Raw genomic sequence first — 23,532 nt, 5'->3', positions numbered from 1 at the left:
AGATAAATGCTGAAATTTCTGGGCATTCGCGATTTCGTTATCGTTCCCTCGCTTGAACTGGATTTCTCTTCCGGTTTCACCGCGCTGACCGGCGAGACCGGTGCGGGTAAATCCATCCTGATCGACGCATTGTCGCTGGCGCTCGGCGAACGCGGCGATGCGGCCATGGTACGCAACGGCTGCGAGCGTGCCGAGATCGCCGCCGAATTCGATATTGCCGCGCTGCCGCATCTGCAAGCCTGGTTGCGCGAACAGGAACTGGACGGCGATGAAGGCGTGTGCCTGCTGCGCCGCGTGCTGGATGCCGGGGGGCGCTCGCGCGGTTTCATCAATGGGCGCGCTGCCACGCTGCAGCAGATGCGCGAGGTGGGCGAGCAATTGCTGGATATCCACGGCCAGCATGCACATCAATCGCTGCTGCGCTCCGATGCGCAGCGCATGCTGCTGGACGGGTATGCCGGCGTGGCAGTCGATGCCGGGAAGGCTGCAGCCCTGTACCGCGACTGGCAGGCGTTGCGCCGCCGCCGCATCGGCCTCAGCGAGAATGCAGAGGCGGTGGCAGCCGAGCGCGAGCTGCTGCGCTTTCAGCGCGACGAGCTGGAAGGGCTGGGTTTCAACCTTGGGGAGTGGCAGGAATTGCAGGCGGACTACGCGCGCCTTGCCCATGCCGCGAGCCTGCTGGAGACTGCCGCCTTCGGCATCGAAACGCTGAGTGAGGCGGACAACGCCTGCCTCGAACAACTCAACGTGCTGGCGGCGCGTCTGCGCGACGGCATGACGCACGATGCCAGCCTGGGTGAAACGCTGCGCATGCTGGAAAGCGCGCAGGCCGAGTTGCAGGAGGCGGTGTATGCGCTGCGCCATTACCAGCAGCGCCTGGATGCCGATCCGCAGCGCCTGCACGAACTGGAGCAGCGCATCCGCAGAGTGATGGATGCCGCGCGCAAACACCGTACCGCGCCGGAGCAACTGGGGGAGGTGCTGCAGCGCATCGTGACGCGCCTCGAAGAACTGGGCGGCGATGCCGATCTGGCCGCTCTTGAGCAGCAGGAAAATGCTGCCCAACAAAGCTATCTGGCGGCTGCGCAGAAATTGACGTCGGCACGCAAGAAAGCCGCCGACAGGCTGGCGCGCGAGATCACCGCGGCAATGCAGGCGTTGGCGATGCAGGGCGGCAGCTTCGCGGTGGCGCTGCTGCCGCTGGCCGACGGGAATGCTCACGGCCTGGAGACGGTGGAGTTCCAGGTCGCCGCCAATCCCGGCGTGCCGCTGCGCAGCCTAGCCAAGGTTGCCTCGGGCGGTGAACTGTCGCGCATCGGCCTGGCGATCCAGGTTGCCGCGAGCCAAGTCGCCAGCGTGCCGACGCTGATCTTCGACGAAGTGGACAGCGGCATCGGTGGACGCGTTGCGGAAATCGTCGGGCAGTTGCTCAAGAAGTTGGGCAAGGATGGGCAGGTGTTGTGCGTGACGCACCTGCCACAGGTTGCCGCCGCCGCCGATCACCAGTGGCAGGTGAGCAAGGCGGTGGAAAACGGCGTCACGCTGAGCCGCATTGCCGTACTGGACGGCGAACGGCGTGTCGAGGAAATTGCGCGCATGCTGGGTGGCGTGAAAATCACCGATACGACGCGCAAACATGCGGCGGAGATGTTGGGTGCGTCCGCTTGAGGTATCATGCGGCGGCTTTAAATTCTGTAACTGACTGAGACTATCATGCGGATCAAACTGGTTTTACTTTCCACGCTGCTGGCTTCCTGCGGCTATCTTTCTTCGCCGGTGTTGTCGCCGTACAAGATGGACATTCGCCAGGGGAACTACATTACGCCGGAGATGCGCGAGAAACTCAAGCTCGGCATGTCGAAATCGCAGGTGCGTTACGTTATGGGTACGCCGATGGTCAGCGATGCCTTCCACGGCAATCGCTGGGACTATATATATAGTTTGGAGCAGCACGGTGAAGTGGTCGAAAAGCAGCGGCTGACGCTTTATTTTGAAGGCGACAGGCTGGTGCGCATAGACGATGGTCGCCAGTCAGAGCAGGCGACATCAGCGAGTGCGCCGCCGGTTGCAGCCCCCGCCGTTGCGGAAGCTCCCGCAGTCCCGTCACCGCAGCCCGTTGCCAAGGCCGATCCTGCCGCCGATGTGCTGAAAAGCGTACAAGCCTGGGCTGCGGCTTGGTCCGCCAAGAATGTGCGCGACTACTTGGTTGCATATACGCCGGATTACAAGCCGGAGGGGGTGAGCCGCGAGGCATGGGAGAAACAGCGCCGGGAGCGCATCAGCAAACCTAGGGCAATCGAAGTTGAACTGAGCGAAATCAGCGTCAGCATGCAGGGTGACAGCCGCGCGACGGTTTCGTTTACCCAGAACTATCGCTCCGATCAATACCGCGACAGTACGCATAAGACATTGCAACTGGAGAAGGTCGGCGATACGTGGCGGATCATTTCCGAGCGGGTTGCCAAATAAGGGATTCGATATGAGCAAAATCAGGATTGCCATCGCCGGTAGCGGTGGACGCATGGGGCGCGCCTTGCTGGAAGGAGTGGCGCAGTCTGACGATTTGTTGCTGCACGCCGCGCTTGAGCATAGCGGCAGCGCGCTGCTCGGCAAAGACGCCGGCGAACTGTCCGGTGCGGCCTGCGGTGTAAGAATCAGCGCGGATGCGGAAGCCGCCCTGCAAGGTGCGGATGTGCTGATTGATTTCACCCGCCCCGAAGGCACGCTGCATCACCTCGATATCTGCCGCCGGTTGGGTGTAAGCATGGTAATCGGCACGACCGGTCTGAATGCGCAGCAGAAGGCGCAGTTGGGTAGCGCGGCGCAGGATGTCGGCATCGTGCTCGCACCCAACATGAGTGTCGGCGTGAACCTGGTGTTCAAGCTTCTGGAGACCGCATCGCGCGTCTTGAGTCAGGGCTACGACATCGAGATCATCGAGGCGCACCACCGCCACAAGGTGGATGCGCCGTCCGGCACCGCGCTGGGCATGGGTGAGGTCATTGCACGCACCCTGGGGCGCGACTTGGCGCAATGTGCCGTGTATGGACGCGAAGGCGTGACCGGCGAACGCGACCCTTCCACCATCGGCTTTGCCACGGTGCGCGGCGGCGATATCGTCGGCGACCATACCGTGCTCTACGCCGGTACCGGCGAGCGCATCGAAATTACCCACAAGGCCAGCAGCCGCGCTACCTTTGCACTGGGTGCGTTACGCGCTGCAAAGTATTTGAAGTCCCATCCGGCAGGCCTCTACGACATGCAGGACGTGCTGGGGTTGAAGTAATTTATTCTGGACGTCGCTGGCATGGATCGCCGCTCCCGGAATCGGCGTGCTGGTGGGCAGCTCCCCGTCGAACTGCGTCAGCAGAAAATATTTGCATTATTTTGCCGGAACGTGCTTCGTCGTCATTGGACTTTTTGACGCTGTGGAAGGCTTGGGAAAATGCATGGTAAGAGCCTGGATTTTTATGAGCCTTTAACGATGCATGGTGTTGAATTATTCATTGTAACGGGAAGGTAACTAACTGGATTTTAGTTGATTTTAGCTTGGTTGATGTGTGCTGGAGTATTTGAAATCGGATCGTAAAAAATACTTGATAAAAATACTTGCTATTTATGCTTGACACATCTGGTTGCTTGGGACAGAATTTGAGGGCGCGTCAAATTGTCGCAGAACAATCGCGTGAAATATGACGTAAATATAACGGGAGGGAGGTATCCAATGGAATCATCCAACGCTGGGAGCGCGCCAGTTCCTTTCACGCGGCAAGTGCTGCAAAACAAAATGCTGATGTTGACCGTACTGATAGCCGTCAGCGCTGTGGCTTACTTTGGTATTGGTCTTTTCATGTTGCTCGGTCGCTAAAGCCTCTTTAAATCTAGGATATTCTGGTTGCCTCGCAAGTGGCGGCTTGAATGGAGGCCGAGTAGGTAAAGAAAAAAACGAGTTTATTTGGGTTGTTTTTGTGTCAACTATCAATGGCGTCAGCCATCAATTGTCAAGGGAGGAGTAAAAGATGTCAGGACTAACTTCAAGTGGTGCAAGCCCTCATTTCATGCAAAAAATCCTGGATAACCAGTGGCTTATGTTGTTGTTGGCCAACTTGGTGCCTCTGGTGCTTTATACGGGGTGGGGTTTGTATGACATTATCAATATACCGACGGCCCCATAAAAGTGCCACGTTTGATTAATTAACAAGGAGAGAGGAATTATGGGAACGTCTTATACCCCCCCAACAAACCCTGATTGGTGGCGTGAGCCAATCGAACGCACCGAAATATGGTGGATTGTTCTTGCATTTGCATGGTGTGTATTCATGTTTGTCTGGATGACCGGCTGGCACTTTATGGGGCCGCAAAACATGAGCAACGAAACTTACAAGACGACCCCTGAGGTGTTTTCCAAGAAGGTTGCCGATATGCAGGCAAAGTACACTGTCCGCAAGGATGAGGCTACTGGTGAAGATGTCGTGGCACCGCCACCCGGCAGCGATGTTTATCTGGCCGCCATGTCTTGGCAGTATCGCCCCATCCTTGAGCTGCAAAAAGGGCAGAAGTATCGCATACATATTTCGTCGCTTGATGTGGGGCACGGTTTCTCGTTGCAGCCTGAGAACATCAACTTCCAAGTCTATCCTGGCTATGAGCAGGTTACTACCATGACACCCAACAAAACCGGTACTTTTGCCATAGCTTGTGGCGAATACTGTGGCGGCGTTGATGCCATGGGGCATCACACGATGCTGGGCAGAATTTACGTAAAGGAGTAAAGAATAATGGCGACGACAATGTCTGATTTTCGCATTGATCCGGTGTCGGGTCTCAAGATTCACCGGACGGCCAATACGCTGGTCAAATGGAACGCGTTTGCGTCTGTGGTGTTTTTGCTGGTTGGCGGTCTGTTTGGTCTCGGAGTGGCGCTTACCCGTATGCCGAGCGTGCAACTGCTCAGCCCGGAATTGTTCTACATGGCGCTGACGGCTCACGGCTTGGTGAGCTTGGCGGTGTGGATCATTTTCTTTGAAATGGCAGTGTTGTATTTCCTTGGCGCGCATGTTCTGGGTAACCGGATTGCGGGACCGAAGTGGGCGTGGGCGCAGTTCTGGCTCATGCTTGTAGGTGCAGCCCTGGTTGCCGTGGCAGTGCTGGGTGGCAAGTCTAGCGTGATGATGACTTCCTATCCGCCGCTTCAGGCTGAGCCGCATTTCTATCTGGGGTTGATCCTGTTTGCCGTGGGTGCACTGATTGGCTGTTTCGTGTTCCTCGGTACGCTGGTGGTTGCCAAGAGGGAGAATACTTATCAGGGGTCGCTTCCGCTGGTGGTGTTTGGCGGTGTGACAGCTACGGTGATTGCAGTGTTCACCATCGTTTCCGGCGCCTTGATTCTGATCCCGACTTTCCTCTGGTCGGTCGGGCTGATCAGCCACATTGATCCGATGATGTATCGGGTTATCTGGTGGGGTTTCGGCCACTCTTCGCAGCAAATCAACGTGGTTACCCATATCTCCATCTGGTACCTCATTGCATCGCTGGTGTTTGGTGCCAAGCCAATGTCCGAGAAGGTAAGCCGTGGTGCGTTCCTGCTGTATATCCTGTTCCTGCAACTGGGTTCCGCGCACCATCTGCTGTCTGACCCGGGTCTGACTTCCGCCTGGAAGATATTCAATACCAGCTACATGATTTATCTGGCTGTGCTGGCTAGTATGATCCACGGCTTGACCGTTCCTGGTGCCATTGAAGTTGCGCAGCGCAGGAAAGGTCTCGATACCGGTCTGTTTACCTGGCTGCGTAAGGCTCCTTGGGGTAATCCGATTTTCTCCGGCATGTTCCTGTCGCTGGTGGGCTTCGGTTTTATCGGCGGTATCACCGGCGTGGTGATGAGCGTGGAGCAGATCAACATGGTTATCCACAACACCGTTTACCTGCCGGGCCATTTCCATGGCACGCTGGTGTCCGGTACTACCTTGGCATTCATGGCGGTCACCTACTGGCTGATCCCGGTGGTATTCCAGCGCAAGATCGCTCTGGCTGGAATGGCAAAGTTGCAACCCTATGTTTTCGCCATCGGCTCTGGAGTTTTCTCCATCGCCCTGATGGGGGCAGGTACCTTGGGTGTGCAGCGCCGTCATGCGGATATCACCTTTGCAGGTCAGCCACTGGCTTATGAATACCCTGAAATCGCCAAGGGTCTGATGGACTTGGGCGAAATCTTCGGTATAGTCATGGCGGTCGGTGCGGTTATGTTCATTCTGGTTGTTCTGGCCTCCATCTTTGCGGGCGAGAAGATTCCTGAAGGTTCCGCTCCATGGCCTAAGGTTGAAGATGCTGACGTTGTGGCCGAAAGGACCGGAAAGCATCACGTTGGTATGTGGGGTATGGAAGCGCCCGGCACCTTCATACTCGCCATGATTCTTTTCGTGACGATCGTGCTGTACTACTTCATTAACTTCAAGTACCTGTCCACTGTGTGGGGCATGTCTTAAAGAAATGAGATGACGGGGAGGGTGCCTTTGGCACCCCTCCAAGGTAGTGAATATTCAGGTTAGAGGGAAACCTCTAACCTAAACCAGAAAAGCAATTGCCAAGTGCACAATGCGCGGTTTAGGTTAGAGGTTTCAACAGATTGGAAGATCAACTAATACCTTCTCCAAAGCAGCGGAGAGAGGAAGGAACGGTCGTTAAGATGATGATGGTCAGGCAGTGTATTAATCTTTTCAAATTGCGCATTGGCGTGGTAATTACGTTGGCGGCTTTGGGCGGCATGGCAATCACCCCAGGGCAGGCGTTGACCAGCTGGCAAGTTTTTATCTTGTCGCTGACGGTCATGATGGCCTCTGCGGCTGCAGGCGCTTTCAATCAATACTTCGAGCGCGATATCGATGCAAAAATGACGCGAACCAAAAATCGTCCATTCTTGAACGGCTACTTTCAGCATAGCCGCAAGTGGCTGGTGGTCATCGGCTCGATGCTTGCAGTTTCTGTAGCCTCCGCTGCCTTTGCATTTAACGCGATGACGGCGCTGAATATTTTCCTCGGCGCGTTTACTTATGCCATAGTTTATACAGCTTGGTTGAAACGCCGTACCTGGTTGAATATCGTATTTGGCGGGTTGGCGGGGAGTTTCTCGGTGCTTGCAGGTGCGGCGGCGGTTGATCCTTCGTTTGGCCCGCTTCCCGGACTGCTGGCCTTGGTGCTATTCCTGTGGACGCCTCCGCATTTCTGGAGCCTGGCAATCGTCATTCGCGACCAATACGCCGCTGCAGGGGTGCCTATGCTGCCGGTGGTAAAGGGTGACAAAAAGGCAGCACGCATTATTTTTGGGCATACCATCCTTCTGGTTGCCGTCTCGCTCTTGCCGATGTTTTACGGTTTGGGCTGGGTATATCTGACCGGTGCCTTGGTGGGTGGAATTTATTTCATAGTTAAAAGTGTGCAATTGGTGCGCAATCCAACCAAAGAGGCGGCTATGGCCAACTTTGTTGCCTCGTTGGTGCAGTTTAGCGTGTTGATGATAGCGTTGATGCTGGAAGTGAATTTCGGCGCCTGATTTTCATTGTTAGGAGAAAAACCCGTCTAAGGTTTGCCGCAGACGGGTTTTTTTATCCCCTAAAAAAGTATATTAGAAAAATATAATTTATCTTGCGTTTTCGATATAGCATATTAAAATAGTCGGGTATTGTTCAGTCGATCCCTATACAAGTATTAAGGCCTAAGGTATGCACCTCTCTTCGTTAACGCTAAGCTGTGCGATTCTCTTGTCGGTGACACTGCCATCCTTGGCGCAGGGTCGCGATATCAGCGGCATGAAGCTATATAAGGCCAATGTATCGACGGCGAAATCGCAGGCGCAGCCGGAAGTGGCAGATGCACAGGTTTTTAGTGAAAAAGAAGCCCTGCGAATAAGCCAGGCTGCAATAGGCAACCAGCTTGGCGATTACACTTTGCTGGATCGCAGCGGACGTACCGTGCGTTTGGCGGATTACCGTGGCAAGCCGCTGGTCATCAGCTTGATCTATACCCATTGTCCGATTATCTGCGCGACTACCACGCGCAGCTTGACTGCGCTCAAATTATCTCAAGAAGCGCTGGGAGTGGACAGTTTCGGTGTGTTGACAGTGGGTTTCGATACTGAGAACGATACGCCTGAAGCGATGGACGATTTTGCCAAGCGGATGGGGGTGGATCTGCCTAAATGGGATTTTGTCAGTGCCGACCCGGAAACGATCAAAAAACTGAGCAAGGATTTGGGATTCAGTTACTACCCTACCGAGGAGGGTGGTTTTAATCATATAACGCAGACCACCTTTGTCGATGGACGGGGTAAGGTCTACAGTCAAATCTACGGTGATGAGTTCGAGAACAAGACGCTGCTAGAGCCGCTTAAGGATATGATTTACAAAATAAAAACGGCACAGCCTGGACTGGCCGGATTTTCGAGTAAAGTGAAGCTCTTTTGTACGGTCTACGACGAAAAATCGGGGAAGTATGAAGTGAGCTACAACTATTTTTATGCGATGGGGGCGGGGATCATCATGTCGCTGCTTATTGGATGGTGGCTCGTGTACGAATATCGCCGCAGCCCGAAACGTAATTACCCGCGCCATGATTGATTTACGCCAGAATAACGTTTTTTTGCTCAGGCGCGTTCTTTGTATTTGTTTGAAAATGTTTTTTTCAGGAGTTACCGATGATTAAACTCGTACACCGCATCGGCCAGGGCATTTTCTTGCGCCTGGAGAGCGCCTTCAATGGCATTTTTGGGCCAGCCTTGAACCCATTCTATTACCTGGGCGCGATCACCTATCTGATGTTCTGGATCATCGTGGTCAGCGGTTTTTACATCTACGCTTTTTACGACACCGGCGTGAACGACGCTTTCGATTCGGTGGAGCAGCTAACCAATAAGCAATGGTACCTGGGCGGCATCATGCGCAGCCTGCATCGTTACGCTTCCGACGGGATGATCGTGTTCGGCGTCCTGCACCTGCTGCGTAATTTCGCCTTCGACCGCTACCGCGGCTTCCGGTGGTTTTCCTGGTATACGGGCATCCTGGTGTTGTGGCTGATCTATATAGCGGGCATAAATGGCTATTGGTTGCCTTGGGATAAGCTGGCCCAGTTTGCGGCCGTGGGAACCGCGGAATGGCTGGATGCGTTGCCGATATTCAGCGCTCCGCTGGTGCGCAATTTCCTGGAGCAGGGCAGCGTGAATGATCGCTTCTTCTCCCTGCTTTCGTTTATTCACCTTGGCATCCCGCTGGGGGCTTTTGCGATCATCTGGGTGCACACGCAGCGCGTACCGCAGGCCAAGACCTCTCCGCCCAAGGCAATCACGATTTGGTTGATCCTGTCCATGGTCGTACTTTCCTTGATTCATCCGGCTTTGAGCCAAGGGCATGCAGACTTGGACTCTGCGCCTATGGTTCTGAATCTGGACTGGTTCTACTTCTGGAGCTATCCGTTGCTCTATTCATGGAACCCGAGCCAAGTCTGGATATTGGTGGGAGGTGTTTCCGGACTTTTATTATTGCTGCCGTTCCTCGGAGGGCGACGCGGCAAGGGTGAATACGAAATCATTACTGCTCCCGCCGGCCATACAGTGATGGCTAAACCGGGCGAGACTGTCCTTGAGGCTGCACTGCGCCAGGGGTTGAACCTGCCCTATGTGTGCCGCGACGGCGCCTGCGGGGTTTGTAAGGGCAATATCCTCAAGGGAACGGTCGATTACGGCACCTACCAGAAGGGTGTGCTCACCGATGCGGAGAAAGCGGAGGGCAAGGCCCTATTCTGCTGCGCCAAGCCGCTGTCGGATTTGGCAATAGAATGCACGGAAGTCGATGAACTGGGGAAATTTCCGGTCAAGACCATGAAGTTCCGCGTGGAAAAAATGGAGCGGGCAGCGCCGGAAGTCATGCTGATCGAGTTGCGCCCCGAAGGCGGCGAACAAATGAATTTTATCGCCGGCCAATATATCGCCGTGCATCTGGAGGATGGCAGCAAGCGCAGCTATTCCATCGCCAATGCCCCGCATGAATCGGACCACCTGCAACTGCACATCCGCCTGGTGGAGGGCGGCAAATTCACCACGCATGTGTTCAATAAAATGAAAGTGGGCGATGTGCTGCAGGCGGAAGGCCCGCTGGGCACTTTCTTCCTGCGCGAGGAAGTCGACAAACCCATCATCTTCATGTCGGGAGGTTGCGGTTTCGGCTCCGTCAAGGGCATGGTGGAACATGCCTTCAAGATCGGGCTGAATCGCCCCATGACGCTGTACTGGGGGGCCAGAACACCGGCCGACCTGTATTCGGATCTGCCGGAAAAATGGCAGCGGGAGCATAACAATTTCAAGTTCATCCCGGTCATATCCGAACCGAAACCGGAAGATGGCTGGCAGGGCCGAACCGGCTTGGTTCACGAGGCCATCCTGCAGGATTACCCGCAACTGGACGGCTATCAGGTTTATGCCTGCGGTTCATCCGGGATGGTTGAGGCAGGCCGTGCGCCGTTCATGGCCAAGGGGCTACCTGAAGATCAGTATTTTTCTGACGCATTTACGGTTGCCTGCTACAAGGCTCCGGCTGCGGAAGCATCAGTATCCTCCGAGGGGGTGACACATGGCTAAGCCAATGCAATATATCGGCCAAGGGATTTTTTATGCCCTGTTTATGGGTGTGATCGGCTATTTTTCTACTTTTCCGACATACACTCATTTGCCGCCTGATGAGACATTGATCAAATTAAGCTTCAGACATGCAGGCCAGCATGTGGGAGAATGTCGCGAGCGTTCTGCGGAGGAGCTGGCCAAATTGCCTGAATACCAGCGTAAGGGAGGCACCAAGGTGTGCCCGCGCGGGCGATCCGATGTGGTCGTTGAACTGGAAATGGATGGAAAACGGCTCTATCATGAAACGTTGAGGCCGACCGGGATGGCACACAGCAGTAATGCAAACATTTACCGGCGCATTCCGGTGAAGGCGGGCGTTCATACGTTGACGGCACGCCTGAAGGATCACCCTGGGGATGATTTCAACTATGTGAGCAATGAAACAGTTGACCTTGCGCCAGGGCGTATCCTGGTGATCGATTTCAAGGCGGCGACCGGCGGGTTTATTTTCAGGAACAAAAACTTAGCAGTAAAAGTGCAACCAGAAACAAAAGTGCAGCCAGAGGGTAAGGAATGAATTCAGCAAATCAGCAAGCAGGTGCCGGGCAAGGAATGAACGCAGGCGGAGAAGAAAAACACGGGAGCGGGTTTTCCCTCACCATGCCGTCGGAGGTCAGCCGCAAGCTGGCTGCAGGCTGGCTGAAGCTCGGCATCGCATCGCTGGTAGGCGCAGGGCTGTTTGCCATTCTACTGGTGCTTTCGCGTACCCCCTATGTCCAGGATATTTTTCCCTGGGTCGATTTTTTCCATACCGCGCTGGTGGTGCATGTGGATTTATCGGTGTTGCTCTGGTTCATGGCATTCGCCGGTGTGCTGTGGAGCCTGAATTCATCGTCCAGATTCATCGGCGCAGGCTGGCTGGCGCTGGTGCTGGCTACCGTGGGCGCTGCGGTGATCGTCCTGTCTCCCTTCATCGCGGTCGGCAAGCCGCTGATGAGCAATTACGTGCCGGTCATTGAAAGCACCTTCTTCTTTACGGGATTGATTATTTTTGCCGTCGGCGTGGCTGTGCTGGTATTGCGCAGCTTGGTGGCGGTGCCGCCTGCCGGCATGTGGCAGGGCGGCGAAGGCTCGATACGCCTCGGTTTTTATGCCGCCTCCATCTCCACATTGGTTGCCCTGATTGCTTTCGGCTGGTCCTACAACATCATTCCGCGGGGAATTTTCGAAAGCACACAGTACTATGACATGCTGTTCTGGGGTGGCGGCCATGTGCTGCAATTCACCTATTCACTGTTGATGCTGGCCGGCTGGCTGTGGCTGGCGGATGCCTGCGGCGCGAAAATTCCGCTGACCTCGAGGTTGGCGTCGGGCTTTCTCGTGCTGGGGCTGCTGCCAGTATTCTACGTTCCCGTTATTTACCTGTCTTTTGCCGGTGACATGGGCGGCTACATGGAGCAGTTCACCCAGTTGATGAAAATTGGCGGTGCTTTTGCCCCCGTGCCGCTCGGTTTGGCGGTGCTATACGGCATCGGCGCGGCAGGAAGCGATCCGGCGACCAAGCCGCAACGCGCCGCGCTGCTCTCGTCCGTCATCCTGTTTGCCATCGGTGGCGGGATAAGCCTGATGATCGGGGACAGCAACACCATCATCACCGCACACTATCACGGAACCGGCGGGGCAATCAGCCTGGCCTTCATGGGACTGGCCATACACCTGCTGCCGCGCCTCGGCTACCGCACACCGGATTTGAAGTGGGCCACGTTGATGTCCTACATCTACGGCACGGGCCAACTGCTCCACATCATCGGGCTGTTGTGGTCGGGCGGATACGGAGTACAGCGCAAAGTCGCCGGTGCTGCACAAGGCCTGCATGGTTTTGCGCAGACGGCGGGTATGGGACTGATGGGCTTGGGCGGATTGGTCGCCGTGATCGGCGGAATCATGTTCCTGGTTGTGGTCTTCAAGGCCATGCGCCGGCCGGCGTAAGGACTGCAATGCTGTTCAATCCGCGCCTTGCCTGCTGTTTTCAGGCAGAGCGCGGATATGAATCAGTTGAAGTAGGCGTTTAGCCTGTTACTTTGGCGCTACCTCGGAGGTAATTATGAGGTACTTCATGAAGTTGAACGTGATAAATGCCAGCGTCAGGATGATGCAAAAGAAGATGACGCTGCGATTCTTGAAACGCTCTCCGCGCGAAACCTCGATGCGATCCAGTATCCAGTCGGACGCGAAGTAAAGAAATGCGGCTACAACAGTGTAATAAATAACTTCCAAGTTAATTCCCCATTAGTATTTTGCGACCCGCTCATTATATTATGCTGCCATGCTTTGGGCAGATGAATTTAACCGGTTTCCGGCTGTATTGCTGGTATTGATGCAAGGGTTTCCTTGACTACTCCCAGGCACACCGAGTCTGTTGCACGCAGGATGCTGCTCCGGTTCGAAGGCATCCTGAATAAGGCTTTCGGCAACGATCTTAACCCTTTCTACTATCTGGGTGCGCTGGGGTTCTATTTTTTCTGGGTTGTGGCCGTCAGTGGCGCCTATATCTACATCTTCTACGATACCGGCGTGGAAGATGCTTTCAAATCGGTTGAGTCCCTCACACTCGAACAACCGTATCTCGGCGGCATCATGCGCAGCCTGCACCGCTATGCTTCCGATGCACTGCTGGTGGTGATGCTGCTGCACTTGTTGCGCGAATATATTTTGGGGCGTTATCGCGGAGCGCGCTGGTTTGCGTGGTTCACGGGGGTGCCGCTGATCTGGCTGATCTTTGCCGCCGGCGTCAATGGCTACTGGATGGTCTGGGATAAGCTGGCCCAATATTCCACCGTGGCTGCCATGGAATGGTTCGACTGGCTGCCGATTTTCAGCGAGCCGCTGTCGCAGAGTTTCGTCTCCCGGGAAGTCCTTAATGACCGGTTTTTCTCGCTGATATCGTTCTCCCATGTAACCATCCCGCTGATCATCCTGTTCCTGCTCTGGGTGCATATCATGCGCATCAGCTACCCCGTGGTTAACCCGAGGCGCGGGCTTGCGCTCGGGGTGCTGCTGGCGATGCTGGTTCTGTCGTTGCTCAAACCGGCGCTGAGCCAGGGGCTGGCGGATATGGGGGTTGAGCCGCGCGATATCGGCATCGACTGGTTCTACATGTTCATTTTCCCGCTGCTGGACAGATGGTCGGCTGGCCAGGTATGGGCACTGACTGTCGGCATCACCCTGCTGATCAGTATCCTGCCGTGGCTGCCGACCCGGAACAAACAGATCCCGATTGCCGAGGTGAGCCTCAAGAATTGCAACGGCTGCCGGCGCTGTGTTGCCGACTGCCCCTACGAGGCGGTGGTGACGCAACCGCGCACCGACAGCCTGCATTTCCAGGAAGAGGCCGTGGTCATCCCGGATCGCTGCGTCAGTTGTGGTATCTGCGCCGGTGCCTGTCCTTCCTCGACTCCCTTCAGGAGTGATGCCGGCTATGTGAGTGGAATCGAAATGCCCTCCATGCCGATGGCCGGGCTGCGCGCCGCGATGACCGCCGACTTGGCGAAACTGAAGGGCGGTGCGCGGGTAATCGTGTTCGGCTGCGACAACGCGGCGGACATCGAAAAATTGCGCGGCGAAGGTATTGCCGTCATGAGCCTGCCGTGCACGGCCATGCTGCCGCCATCCTTCATCGAATATGCGCTGCATGAGCATCAGGCCGATGGCGTATTCATCACCGGCTGCCGCGAGAATGACTGCTACCACCGCATGGGCGGAATGTGGACGACGCAGCGGCTGACCAGGGAGCGCGAGCCGCGCCTGCGCGGTCGCGTCGAGCGCGACCGTCAGCGGATCAGGCTGTTCTGGGCGTCTTCTGCGGATTTCAAGGAATTGTCCAAAGAACTGGAATCGTTCCGCATCGGCCTGCGCGGCTCGGCCTCTACCCAAGTGGAAGTGAACGATTAGAAATTTAGCGGATACAGGGCGGAACCACAGTGTTCCGCCCTGTACGGGCCGCAGCAAGCCACAAGCCATTCACTGCAATCAATAAAACGATTTACGCCATACAACCCAAATCGAGTGGCGCCGCGGCTTGATATCGATCTGCCCGTCTTTCGATTCGAAGCGCAGGATAGGCGACAACGAAGCGCGGTTACTGCCGGGAGCAATTTGCCATTGTGCGTTTGCTGACCAAGCAGTCTTCGCTTTGGTTTCGGCGACAAGGCCCAACCGTAAGGTGTTGCTTACCCCTGATTCAACGGGCGCAATATTGTCCGAATGGGAAAAAACGCTGTCCGTTTTGATCAGGTTCGGAGGCATCAATTCAGTGCCGGAGAATATCGGCTGGATTGTTAATATGTCCAGGTCGCGCGCAAAGAAGTCTTCCTCGGACTGGGCTTTATGTGCCACAACGACCAATCCAACGAATATCACCCCGGAGCACATGCGAAGCATGGCCACTCGAATAAATCTAAAGCAAGAAATGAAGTCAGACATGCTGTTCTCCTTCCCATATACCTAAACACCGTGAGGGTACGCAATTTGTGCACACAACTATCATTCATGTCGCAGCACCATTGCCATAGCCCCAGAGCCCGGCGACTTTGCACTCTTACCTTTCGGCAAGTTTGCCAAGTGAGTGCAGGCTATTGAATGGCACCGGAAGAATCAATTCATACAAGACGAATGGCTGGGTCATTTGGATGGCCGGTAAATATTGTCCCGAATAACCCATGATCCCGCGTATGAACGGTTGGATTATCCGGACGAACGGTAGGGGATTGTATAAATAGCTAATAATTTCCTGAAGATGCACATCAGCCGCGACTGCGCGGTTGCGGACGAACCAGGTTGTACTGAGTATTTATGCAGATTACAGGTAATTATTCAATGAGTTGGAGCCATTTCGGCACCGGCCCTAACGCAATTCGGCAAAGAAATTCTTGATCGCCAGCACGCGTTGATGCAGGTCGCCGTATTTCAGCTCGATGCGTAGCCTGTCCTGTCCCGACATCTTGATATGACGTTTGCCCTGGATCAGGGTGATGATCTTCAGCGGGTCGATGGGCGGGTTCGGGATAAACTGGATGACGATGGCCTCGGATGAGGCATCCACCTTGCTGATGCCGAGCGGCTTGGCGAGGATGCGCAGGCGGTGGCAGTCAAACAGTGCCTGCGTCGGTTCGGGCAGCAGGCCGAAGCGGTCGATGAGTTCCTGCTGCATATCTTCCAGTTCCTCCAGCGTGGCGCAGTTGGCGAGACGCTTGTAGATCACCAGCCGCTGGTGGATGTCGCCGCAGTAGTCGTCGGGCAGGAGCGCTGGCGTGTGCAGGTTGATCTCGGTGGTCACACCCAGCGGGTGCGCCATGTCCGGTTCCTTGCCCTGCCTGAGTGAGGTGATTGCGGCGGAGAGCATGTCGTTGTAGAGACTGAAGCCGATCTCCTGCATCTCGCCGCTCTGCGATTCGCCGAGCACTTCGCCCGCACCGCGAATCTCCAGGTCGTGCATCGCGAGGTAGAAGCCGCTGCCGAGCTGTTCCATCGACTGGATCGCTTCGAGGCGTTTTTTCGCCTGCGCGGTGAGGCCTTCCTTGCTGTCCACCAGCAGGTAGGCATAGGCCTGGTGGTGCGAGCGCCCGACGCGGCCGCGCAACTGATGCAACTGGGCGAGGCCGAAGCGGTCGGCGCGATTGATGAGGATCGTGTTCGCGGTCGGCACGTCGATGCCGGTCTCGATGATGGTGGAACACAGCAGCACGTTGAAGCGCTGGTGGGTGAAATCGCGCATCGCCGCTTCCAGTTCGCGCTCGCCCATCTGGCCGTGCGCCACGCGGATGCGCGCCTCGGGCAGCAGCGCCTCCAGTTTCTCCTGCATGTTGGCAATGGTGTCGACCTCGTTGTGCAGGAAATACACCTGCCCACCGCGCTTGAGTTCGCGCAAAACCGCCTCGCGGATTACGCCCTGGCTATAGTTGCTGACGAAGGTCTTGATCGATAGCCGCCGCTGCGGCGCGGTGGCAATCACCGAAAAGTCACGCAGGCCTTCGAGCGACATCGCCAGCGTGCGCGGAATCGGCGTCGCGGTTAGAGTTAAAACATCCACTTCGGCGCGCAGCGCCTTGAGCCGTTCCTTCTGCTGCACGCCGAAGCGGTGCTCTTCGTCGATGATGACCAGGCCGAGGTTGTGGAACTTTACGTCCTTCTGGATCAGCTTGTGCGTGCCGATGACGATGTCCAGGCTGCCTTCGGCGAGATCCTTCAGTGCCTGCGTCGTTTCCTTCGCAGACCTGAAACGGGAAAGTTCGGCGATCTTCACCGGGAAGTCGGCGAAGCGGGTACTGAAGTTCTGGAAGTGCTGCTCGGCGAGCAGCGTCGTCGGCACCAGCACCGCGACCTGCTTGCCATCCATCACGGCGACGAACGCGGCCCGGAGCGCGACTTCGGTCTTGCCGAAGCCGACGTCGCCGCAGATCAGCCGGTCCATCGGCTTGCCGCACTTGAGGTCGACCAGCACCGCCTCGATCGCGGCGGCCTGGTCGGCGGTTTCCTCGAAACCGAAGCCCGCCGCGAACGCCTCGTAATCGTGGTAGTTCAGGTTGAAGGCATGCCCCTTGCGCAGGGCGCGCTGTGCGTACAGGTTGAGCAGTTCGGCAGCGGTATCGCGCACCTGCTGCATCGCGCGGCGCTTGGCCTTGTCCCATGCCGTCGTGCCCAGCTTGTGCAAGGGTGCCGCTTCCGGCGCGCCGCCGCTGTAGCGGCTGATGACGTGCAGTTGCGCGACCGGTACGTAGAGCTTGTCCTCGCCCGCATATTCCAGCAGCAGGAACTCGTTCTCGCCTTCGCCGAGATCGAGGTTGACCAGTCCGCGGTAGCGCGCGATGCCGTGCTGTTCGTGTACCACCGGATCGCACGGCTTGAGCTCGGACAGGTCGCGCAGCATGCCCTCGACGTTGCTCTTCTTCGCGGCGCGCGCGGCGCGGTTCCTGGGCTGGGAGGCATACAGTTCGGTCTCGGTCAACAGTGCGATATTTTCATCGCTCAGGAGGAAGCCGTTCTGCAACGGGCCGACGCACAGCATGAACTTCTCGCGGCCGGCGAGGAAGGCCGCATAGTCTTCGCATGTGGCGGGCGCGAGGCCATATTCCCTCAGGTAGCCCGCGACGATTTCGCGCCGCCCAAGGCTGTCGGCGAGCAGCAGCACACGCCCCGGATATGACTGCAGGAAGCTCTGGAACGCCTGCACGGGGATTTCGGCGCGCCGGTCCACGGCGATGGACGGAATCGCGGCGGTGGGGCAGGGGGTAAGGGTCGCGCCGCCTCCACCGGTGACGACATCCAGTCTCTCAAACTCTTTCGCGTGGATGAAAAACCGCTCTGCATCCAGGAACAGCTCCTTCGGCTCCAGCAGCGGGTGCTGCGGGTCGCCCCTGAGCAGGTTGTAGCGCGAGGCCGCATCCTGAGTGAATTGCTGAATTGCGGCATCCACATCGTGATGCAGGCACAGCGTGGCGGTCTTGGGCAGGTAGTCGAACAGTGTCGCAGTCTGATCGAAGAATAGCGGCAGGTAATACTCGATGCCTGAAGGTGCGATGCCCTTGCTCACATCCTTGTAGATGCGCGACCTGGACGGGTCACCCTCGAAACGTTCGCGGAAATTCTGGCGGAAGGTCGCCTGACCCTTTTCGTCGAGCGGGAATTCGCGCGCGGGCAGCAGGCGGATTTCCGGCACGGGGTACAGGGTGCGCTGCGTGTCCACGTCGAAGGTGGCTAGGGTCTCGATCTCGTCGTCGAACAGGTCGATGCGGTAAGGCAGCGTGCTGCCCATCGGAAACAGGTCGATGATACCGCCGCGCACGCAGTATTCGCCGGGGGTGAGCACCTGCTGCACATGGTTGTAGCCGGCGAAGGTGAGCTGTTCGCGCAGTTGCGCCACATCCATGCGCTCACCGCGCTTGAGAAGGAAGGTATAGGCGGCGAGGTGCTCGACCGGCGGCAGCGGGTACAGCGCGGTGGTGAGCGGCACGATCACCACGTCGCAGGCATTGCTGCGGATATGGTGCAGCGTCGCGAGCCGCTCCGAGACAAGGTCCTGGTGCGGCGAGAAGTGGTCGTAAGGAAGCGTTTCCCAGTCCGGTAGCAGGTGTACGCGCAGGCTTGGGGCGAAGAACGGGATTTCCTCCAGCAGGCGCTGCGCCTCCAGCGCATTCGCGACGATCACCGCCAATGGCGAGTGCCGTGCGGCATGTTGCGCCAGCGCCAGTGCATCGGACGAACCGTACAGTTGGGTGTAGCGGGGGCGGGGATGGGAGGACTGGAACAGCATCGGCAGGATTACCTCCGGAAAGGCGCGCATTATAAGGGAAGCCTCTGGAGAATGTGTTTTGGCTATGCCCCATGCTATCATTTAAAAACTTGCATCCAACCCGGTTCAGGCGTGCCGGACATGCTTGCCTCATAGTGGATAACGGGGCAATAGACAACCAAATCATTAAGGGGATAGGCAATGAAACTCGAATCACTCGCTTTGCATCACGGCTACAAATCGGAAGCTACTACGAAAGCTTCGGCGGTTCCGATTTACCAGACCACTTCCTACACTTTCGACAATACGCAGCACGGCGCCGACCTGTTCAACCTGCAGGTCGCCGGAAATATTTACACGCGCATCATGAACCCGACGACCGCAGTCCTCGAAGAGCGGATGGCGGCGATAGAGGGCGGCATCGCTGCGCTGGCGGTTGCCTCGGGCATGGCTGCCGTCACTTACGCGATCCAGTGCATCACCCGCGCCGGGGACAACATCGTCAGCACCAGCCAGCTTTACGGCGGCACCTACAACCTTTTCGCGCATACTTTTCCGCAGCAGGGCATCACGGTGCGCATGGCATCGCACGACGACTATACCGGCCTGGAGAAGCTTATCGATGGCAAAACGCGCGCCGTCTATTGCGAATCCATCGGCAATCCGCTCGGCAACGTGGTCGATCTGGAAAAACTTGCGGAGATTGCGCACCGCCACGGCGTACCGCTGATCGTCGACAACACGGTGGCGACGCCTTGCCTGTGCAAGCCGTTCGAGCATGGCGCGGACATCGTGATCCACTCCTTGACGAAATATATCGGCGGGCACGGCACCACCATCGGCGGCATCATCGTCGACTCCGGCAAGTTCGACTGGGTTGCCAACAAGGCGCGTTTCCCGATGCTGAACGAGCCCGACCCCTCCTATCACGGCGTGGTTTATACCGAGGCATTGGGCGCGGCCGCCTATATCGGCCGCTGCCGCGTCGTTCCGCTACGCAACACCGGGTCTGCGTTGGCGCCGCTGAGCGCCTTCCTGTTGTTGCAGGGGCTGGAAACCCTGGGTTTGCGCATGGAACGGCATTGCGAAAATACGCTGGCAGTGGCGCAATTCCTGAAGAACCACCCGCAGGTCGAATGGGTCAATTACGCAGCGCTGCCTGACAGCAGGTTCTACCCGGTTTGCCAGAAAATTACGCAGGGCAAGGCTTCCGGCATCCTGACCTTCGGCATCAAGGGCGGGCAGGCGGCCGGCGCGAAGTTCATCGATGCATTACAGATGATCCTGCGCTTGGTCAATATCGGCGATGCCAAGTCGCTGGCCTGCCATCCCGCATCGACGACGCACCGCCAGTTGAATACCGAGGAGATGGCCAAAGCGGGCGTGTCGGAAGACATGGTGAGACTGTCCATCGGCATCGAGCATATCGACGATATTCTCGATGACATCCGCCAGGCGCTGGCTGCGGCTGCCTGATGTCTCGAGTGACAGGGATTTCAGCTTTCTGATCGCTTAGGCATGCCGGATTTTTTCGCCCTTGTTCCCGCCGCCGGTTTCGGCGCACGCATGGGGCATGAGTTGCCCAAGCAATACCTGCCGCTGGCCGGGCAGCCGCTGATTTTTCATGCGCTGAATACGCTGTGCGCCAGCCCCGAGATTTCCACGGTGTTCGTGGTGCTGGCGCCCGGCGACACGCTGTTCCATACCTACGACTGGTCGCGCTTCGGCGACAAGCTGCAGCCGCTGTATTGCGGGGGGGAGACGCGCGCCGAGAGCGTGTCGAATGGCCTGCTGGCTTCCGAGCTGGAGCCGGACGACTGGGTGCTGGTGCACGACGCGGCGCGCCCCTGTCTGACGCAGGTGCACTTGGCCAGGCTGATTGCCGAATTGCGCAACGACGAGGTGGGCGGCATCCTTGCCGTACCGGTGGCGGATACGCTGAAGCGCGCCGATAGCAAAGGGCGCATCGCGCGCACCGAAGAACGCACCGGATTGTGGCAGGCGCAGACGCCGCAGATGTTTCGCGTCGGGCTGCTGGCGCAGGCGTTGCAGCAATGCAAGACGGTCACCGACGAGGCGTCGGCGGTCGAGGCTCTGGGCTTGCAGCCGAAGCTGGTGCTGAGCGAATCGAGCAACTTCAAGGTGACTTATCCACAGGACTTGCTCCTGGCCGAGTTGCTGCTGAATCAACAAGGAAATCGAACATGAGAATCGGACAGGGTTTCGACGTCCACCAGCTGGTGGCGGAACGCAAGCTCATCATCGGCGGGGTGGAAATTCCGTATGAGCGGGGGCTGCTCGGCCATTCCGATGCTGACGTACTGCTGCACGCGATCAGCGATGCGCTGCTCGGCGCGGCGGCGCTGGGCGACATCGGTAAACATTTTTCCGATACCGAAGCGAAGTACAAGGACATCGACAGCCGCATCCTGCTGCGCGAGGCCCTGCATCGGGTGCGCGAGCAGGGCTGGCGTGTCGGCAACGTCGATGCGACCATCATCGCGCAGGCGCCGAAGATGGCGCCGCATATCCCGCAGATGGTGGTGCATATCGCCGCCGACCTGCGCGTGGAGAAGAGCGCAGTCAATGTGAAGGCGACCACTACCGAACAGCTTGGGTTCACCGGGCGCGCCGAGGGCATCGCGGCGCAGGCTGTAGTGTTGCTGCTGGCCGACTGATGCGCGTTCTCGCGGTAGAGACTTCCACCGAATACTGCTCGGTCGCGCTGTGGCAGGACGGCGTGATTATGGAGCGCTGCGATCTGGCCGTGCAGAAGCACTCCGAAATGCTGATCGCGATGCTGGGTGCGCTGCTTCAGGATGCGGGCTTCAGGATTCAGGATATGGACGGCATCGCGTTCGGCATGGGGCCGGGGTCGTTCACCGGGGTGCGCATCGCCTGCGGTGCGGCGCAGGGCTTGGCGTTCGGTGCAAACCTGCCGGTGGCCGGTGTGTGCACCCTGCAGGCGCTGGCCGAGGCTTCCGGCCAGCCGCGCGTGATCGCGGTGCTGGATGCGCGCATGGGCGAGATTTATCACGCCGCGTATGAGAAGCGCGACGATGCATGGGCAGCGGTGAGCGAACCGCAGTTGTGCAAACCGGACGAGGCTACACCGCTGCCGGGCAATGGCTGGTTTGGCGCGGGCAGCGGTTTCGCCATGTATGGCGAGGCATTGAGCAGGCGCTATGCCGGGCAGTTACAGGACATAGACGGCACCGCCGTGCCGCAGGCCGCCGCGATCGCCGTGCTCGGCGCGGCGCAGTTTGCGCAGGGGCGCGGGGTGGATGCGGCGGAGGCCTTGCCGCTGTATCTGCGCGACAAGGTCGCGCTGAAGACCTCTGAGCGCGAAGGGCCCCGTTCAGCATGATGTTGCGCGTGATGACGCAGGACGATGTGGACGCAGTGCTCGCCGTCGAACAGGCGGTGCAGCGCTTTCCGTGGACGCGCGGCAATTTTGTCGATGCGCTGGACAGCGGCTATCTGTGCCGCGTGGATGAAACGGAAGAAGGCGGGATACGCGGTTACGCGATCCTGATGCCGGCGATGGATGAGGCGGAGTTGCTGACTATCGGCGTGGCGGCAGCGCAGCAGCGCAAGGGACTGGGGCGCGCGATGTTGTCGGAGATGCTGGATATGGCAAGGGCAAGGAACATGCGCCGCGTGTTTCTCGAAGTGCGCCCCTCCAATGCCGCCGCGATCGCCCTGTATCGCAGCGCGGGCTTCGACGAAATCGGCGTGCGACGCGGCTATTACCAAAACGCGAACGGCAGCGAGGATGCGCTGATGATGGCGTGCGAGTTGACGAGGGAGTTCAATGGATAGGAACGAGGCGGTGTTGCGCGAATTGAACCTGTATCCGCTGTGGCAGCGGCGCGGTGAGCCTGTGCTCGTCACAACGGTTGCCGCTCCCGCTGCTGTTCCGGTTGTGCCGCCGGTTGTTGCCGAACCGCCACGTGCGGCATCCGCCGCAACAGAAAATGGCGAGCGGGGTCGCGAGCAACATATCGGCGAACTCGACTGGCCGCAGTTGAAGGCGATGGTGCGCGACTGCACCGCCTGCAAGCTGCGCGTCGGCTGCACGCAAACGGTGTTCGGCGTGGGCGACGAACAGGCCGAGTGGCTGTTCGTCGGAGAAGGGCCTGGCGCGGACGAGGATGCGCAGGGCGAGCCCTTCGTAGGACAGGCGGGCAAGCTGCTCGACAACATGCTGCTGGCTATCGGGCTTAGGCGCGGCAAGAACGTGTACATCGCGAATATCGTCAAGTGCCGCCCGCCCGGCAACCGCGCGCCGGAGGCGGACGAGGTCGCGGCCTGCCTGCCGTATCTCAAGCGCCAGATCGAACTGATAAAACCCAAACTTATTGTTGCGCTGGGCAAGACCGCCGCCACCGCCCTGCTGGGGCGCGAGGCAGCACTGGGTTCGCTGCGCGGTACATTGCACGACTTCAACGGCATGCCCTTGGTCGTCACATACCATCCCGCCTACCTCTTGCGCAGTCCGATGGAGAAGGCCAAGGCATGGGAAGATTTACAATTTGCCGTGCGGACGCGACACGGTGAGGCGTAGCCTTCCGGTGCGGGAGCATCCGCAACGCGCCTCCACCACGGCTTTTCGGCTGTGCAGTCACTGACGGAGGCG

General features: G+C 57.9%; 20 protein-coding genes. 18 read left to right on the top strand and 2 right to left on the bottom strand.

Going from position 1 to position 23,532, the window contains the following annotated elements; translation table 11 throughout:
* The first annotated feature begins 6 nt into the window (after positions 1 to 6).
* From recN to ACRRNM_RS05030, 12 genes are all read left to right on the top strand, one after another.
* Positions 7 to 1,668 (top strand): DNA repair protein RecN, encoded by a 1,662-nt coding sequence (recN, locus tag ACRRNM_RS05085; RefSeq protein WP_435627155.1) that lies wholly within the window; start codon positions 7 to 9, stop codon positions 1,666 to 1,668.
* A gap of 45 nt (positions 1,669 to 1,713) precedes the next feature.
* The gene (gene bamE, locus ACRRNM_RS05080; RefSeq protein ID WP_435627154.1) at positions 1,714 to 2,469 is read left to right on the top strand and encodes an outer membrane protein assembly factor BamE domain-containing protein; all 756 of its coding nucleotides are present in this window, start codon (positions 1,714 to 1,716) and stop codon (positions 2,467 to 2,469) included.
* Positions 2,470 to 2,479: 10 nt separating this feature from the next.
* Complete coding sequence (gene dapB / locus ACRRNM_RS05075; RefSeq protein ID WP_435627153.1) at positions 2,480 to 3,286, top strand: 4-hydroxy-tetrahydrodipicolinate reductase; 807 nt, start codon at positions 2,480 to 2,482, stop codon at positions 3,284 to 3,286.
* Positions 3,287 to 3,724: 438 nt separating this feature from the next.
* A complete protein-coding gene (locus ACRRNM_RS05070; RefSeq protein WP_435627152.1) occupies positions 3,725 to 3,868 on the top strand; it encodes a hypothetical protein in 144 nt (47 codons plus the stop codon).
* A gap of 346 nt (positions 3,869 to 4,214) precedes the next feature.
* Entirely contained in the window at positions 4,215 to 4,772 is a 558-nt protein-coding gene (locus ACRRNM_RS05065) for a hypothetical protein (protein ID WP_435627151.1), read from the top strand.
* 6 nt (positions 4,773 to 4,778) lie between these two features.
* Complete coding sequence (locus tag ACRRNM_RS05060; RefSeq protein ID WP_435627150.1) at positions 4,779 to 6,485, top strand: cbb3-type cytochrome c oxidase subunit I; 1,707 nt, start codon at positions 4,779 to 4,781, stop codon at positions 6,483 to 6,485.
* 200 nt (positions 6,486 to 6,685) lie between these two features.
* On the top strand, positions 6,686 to 7,549 hold the full coding sequence (cyoE, locus tag ACRRNM_RS05055; protein WP_435627149.1) for a heme o synthase: 864 nt from the start codon (positions 6,686 to 6,688) through the stop codon (positions 7,547 to 7,549).
* A gap of 214 nt (positions 7,550 to 7,763) precedes the next feature.
* On the top strand, positions 7,764 to 8,612 hold the full coding sequence (locus ACRRNM_RS05050; protein WP_435628640.1) for an SCO family protein: 849 nt from the start codon (positions 7,764 to 7,766) through the stop codon (positions 8,610 to 8,612).
* Between the two features lie 77 nt (positions 8,613 to 8,689).
* Positions 8,690 to 10,624: an FAD-binding oxidoreductase gene (locus tag ACRRNM_RS05045; protein ID WP_435627148.1), complete on the top strand. Its 1,935-nt coding sequence runs from the start codon at positions 8,690 to 8,692 to the stop codon at positions 10,622 to 10,624.
* The gene (locus ACRRNM_RS05040; protein ID WP_435627147.1) at positions 10,617 to 11,183 is read left to right on the top strand and encodes a hypothetical protein; all 567 of its coding nucleotides are present in this window, start codon (positions 10,617 to 10,619) and stop codon (positions 11,181 to 11,183) included. Before ACRRNM_RS05045 ends, ACRRNM_RS05040 begins: the two co-directional genes overlap by 8 nt.
* Positions 11,184 to 11,218: 35 nt before the next feature.
* A complete protein-coding gene (locus ACRRNM_RS05035; RefSeq protein WP_435627146.1) occupies positions 11,219 to 12,595 on the top strand; it encodes a hypothetical protein in 1,377 nt (458 codons plus the stop codon).
* Positions 12,596 to 13,036: 441 nt separating this feature from the next.
* Positions 13,037 to 14,557 (top strand): cytochrome b N-terminal domain-containing protein, encoded by a 1,521-nt coding sequence (locus ACRRNM_RS05030; protein ID WP_435627145.1) that lies wholly within the window; start codon positions 13,037 to 13,039, stop codon positions 14,555 to 14,557.
* A gap of 78 nt (positions 14,558 to 14,635) precedes the next feature.
* Here ACRRNM_RS05030 and ACRRNM_RS05025 read toward each other — a convergent pair whose 3' ends face one another.
* Positions 14,636 to 15,088, bottom strand: coding sequence for a hypothetical protein (locus tag ACRRNM_RS05025; protein WP_435627144.1), 453 nt, complete (start codon positions 15,086 to 15,088; stop codon positions 14,636 to 14,638).
* Between the two features lie 421 nt (positions 15,089 to 15,509).
* A complete protein-coding gene (gene mfd / locus ACRRNM_RS05020) occupies positions 15,510 to 18,914 on the bottom strand; it encodes a transcription-repair coupling factor (protein WP_435628639.1) in 3,405 nt (1,134 codons plus the stop codon).
* Positions 18,915 to 19,094: 180 nt separating this feature from the next.
* Here mfd and ACRRNM_RS05015 point away from each other — a divergent pair, with 180 nt between their 5' ends.
* Genes ACRRNM_RS05015 through ACRRNM_RS04990 form a run of 6 tightly spaced genes read left to right on the top strand, consistent with a single transcriptional unit; the run spans position 19,095 to position 23,460 of the window.
* On the top strand, positions 19,095 to 20,369 hold the full coding sequence (locus ACRRNM_RS05015; protein ID WP_435627143.1) for an O-acetylhomoserine aminocarboxypropyltransferase/cysteine synthase family protein: 1,275 nt from the start codon (positions 19,095 to 19,097) through the stop codon (positions 20,367 to 20,369).
* A gap of 42 nt (positions 20,370 to 20,411) precedes the next feature.
* A complete protein-coding gene (ispD, locus tag ACRRNM_RS05010; protein WP_435627142.1) occupies positions 20,412 to 21,101 on the top strand; it encodes a 2-C-methyl-D-erythritol 4-phosphate cytidylyltransferase in 690 nt (229 codons plus the stop codon).
* Complete coding sequence (gene ispF, locus ACRRNM_RS05005; RefSeq protein ID WP_435627141.1) at positions 21,098 to 21,571, top strand: 2-C-methyl-D-erythritol 2,4-cyclodiphosphate synthase; 474 nt, start codon at positions 21,098 to 21,100, stop codon at positions 21,569 to 21,571. The genes ispD and ispF overlap by 4 nt, the downstream gene beginning before the upstream one ends.
* Positions 21,571 to 22,260 carry a tRNA (adenosine(37)-N6)-threonylcarbamoyltransferase complex dimerization subunit type 1 TsaB gene (tsaB, locus tag ACRRNM_RS05000; protein WP_435627140.1) on the top strand — a complete coding sequence of 230 codons (690 nt, stop codon included), beginning with the start codon at positions 21,571 to 21,573 and terminating at the stop codon, positions 22,258 to 22,260. Before ispF ends, tsaB begins: the two co-directional genes overlap by 1 nt.
* Positions 22,257 to 22,715 (top strand): ribosomal protein S18-alanine N-acetyltransferase, encoded by a 459-nt coding sequence (rimI, locus tag ACRRNM_RS04995; RefSeq protein WP_435627139.1) that lies wholly within the window; start codon positions 22,257 to 22,259, stop codon positions 22,713 to 22,715. Before tsaB ends, rimI begins: the two co-directional genes overlap by 4 nt.
* Positions 22,708 to 23,460, top strand: a complete 753-nt coding sequence (locus tag ACRRNM_RS04990) for a uracil-DNA glycosylase (protein WP_435627138.1) — start codon at positions 22,708 to 22,710, stop codon at positions 23,458 to 23,460. The genes rimI and ACRRNM_RS04990 overlap by 8 nt, the downstream gene beginning before the upstream one ends.
* Positions 23,461 to 23,532: the final 72 nt, after the last annotated feature.

Origin of the sequence: Ferrigenium straubiae, from assembly GCF_051257895.1 — a bacterium.
In the GTDB taxonomy this organism is placed as follows: domain Bacteria; phylum Pseudomonadota; class Gammaproteobacteria; order Burkholderiales; family Gallionellaceae; genus Gallionella; species Gallionella straubiae.
The sequence above is the reverse complement of the archived record's forward strand: the minus strand, read 5'-3'. Positions and strand labels throughout refer to the sequence as shown.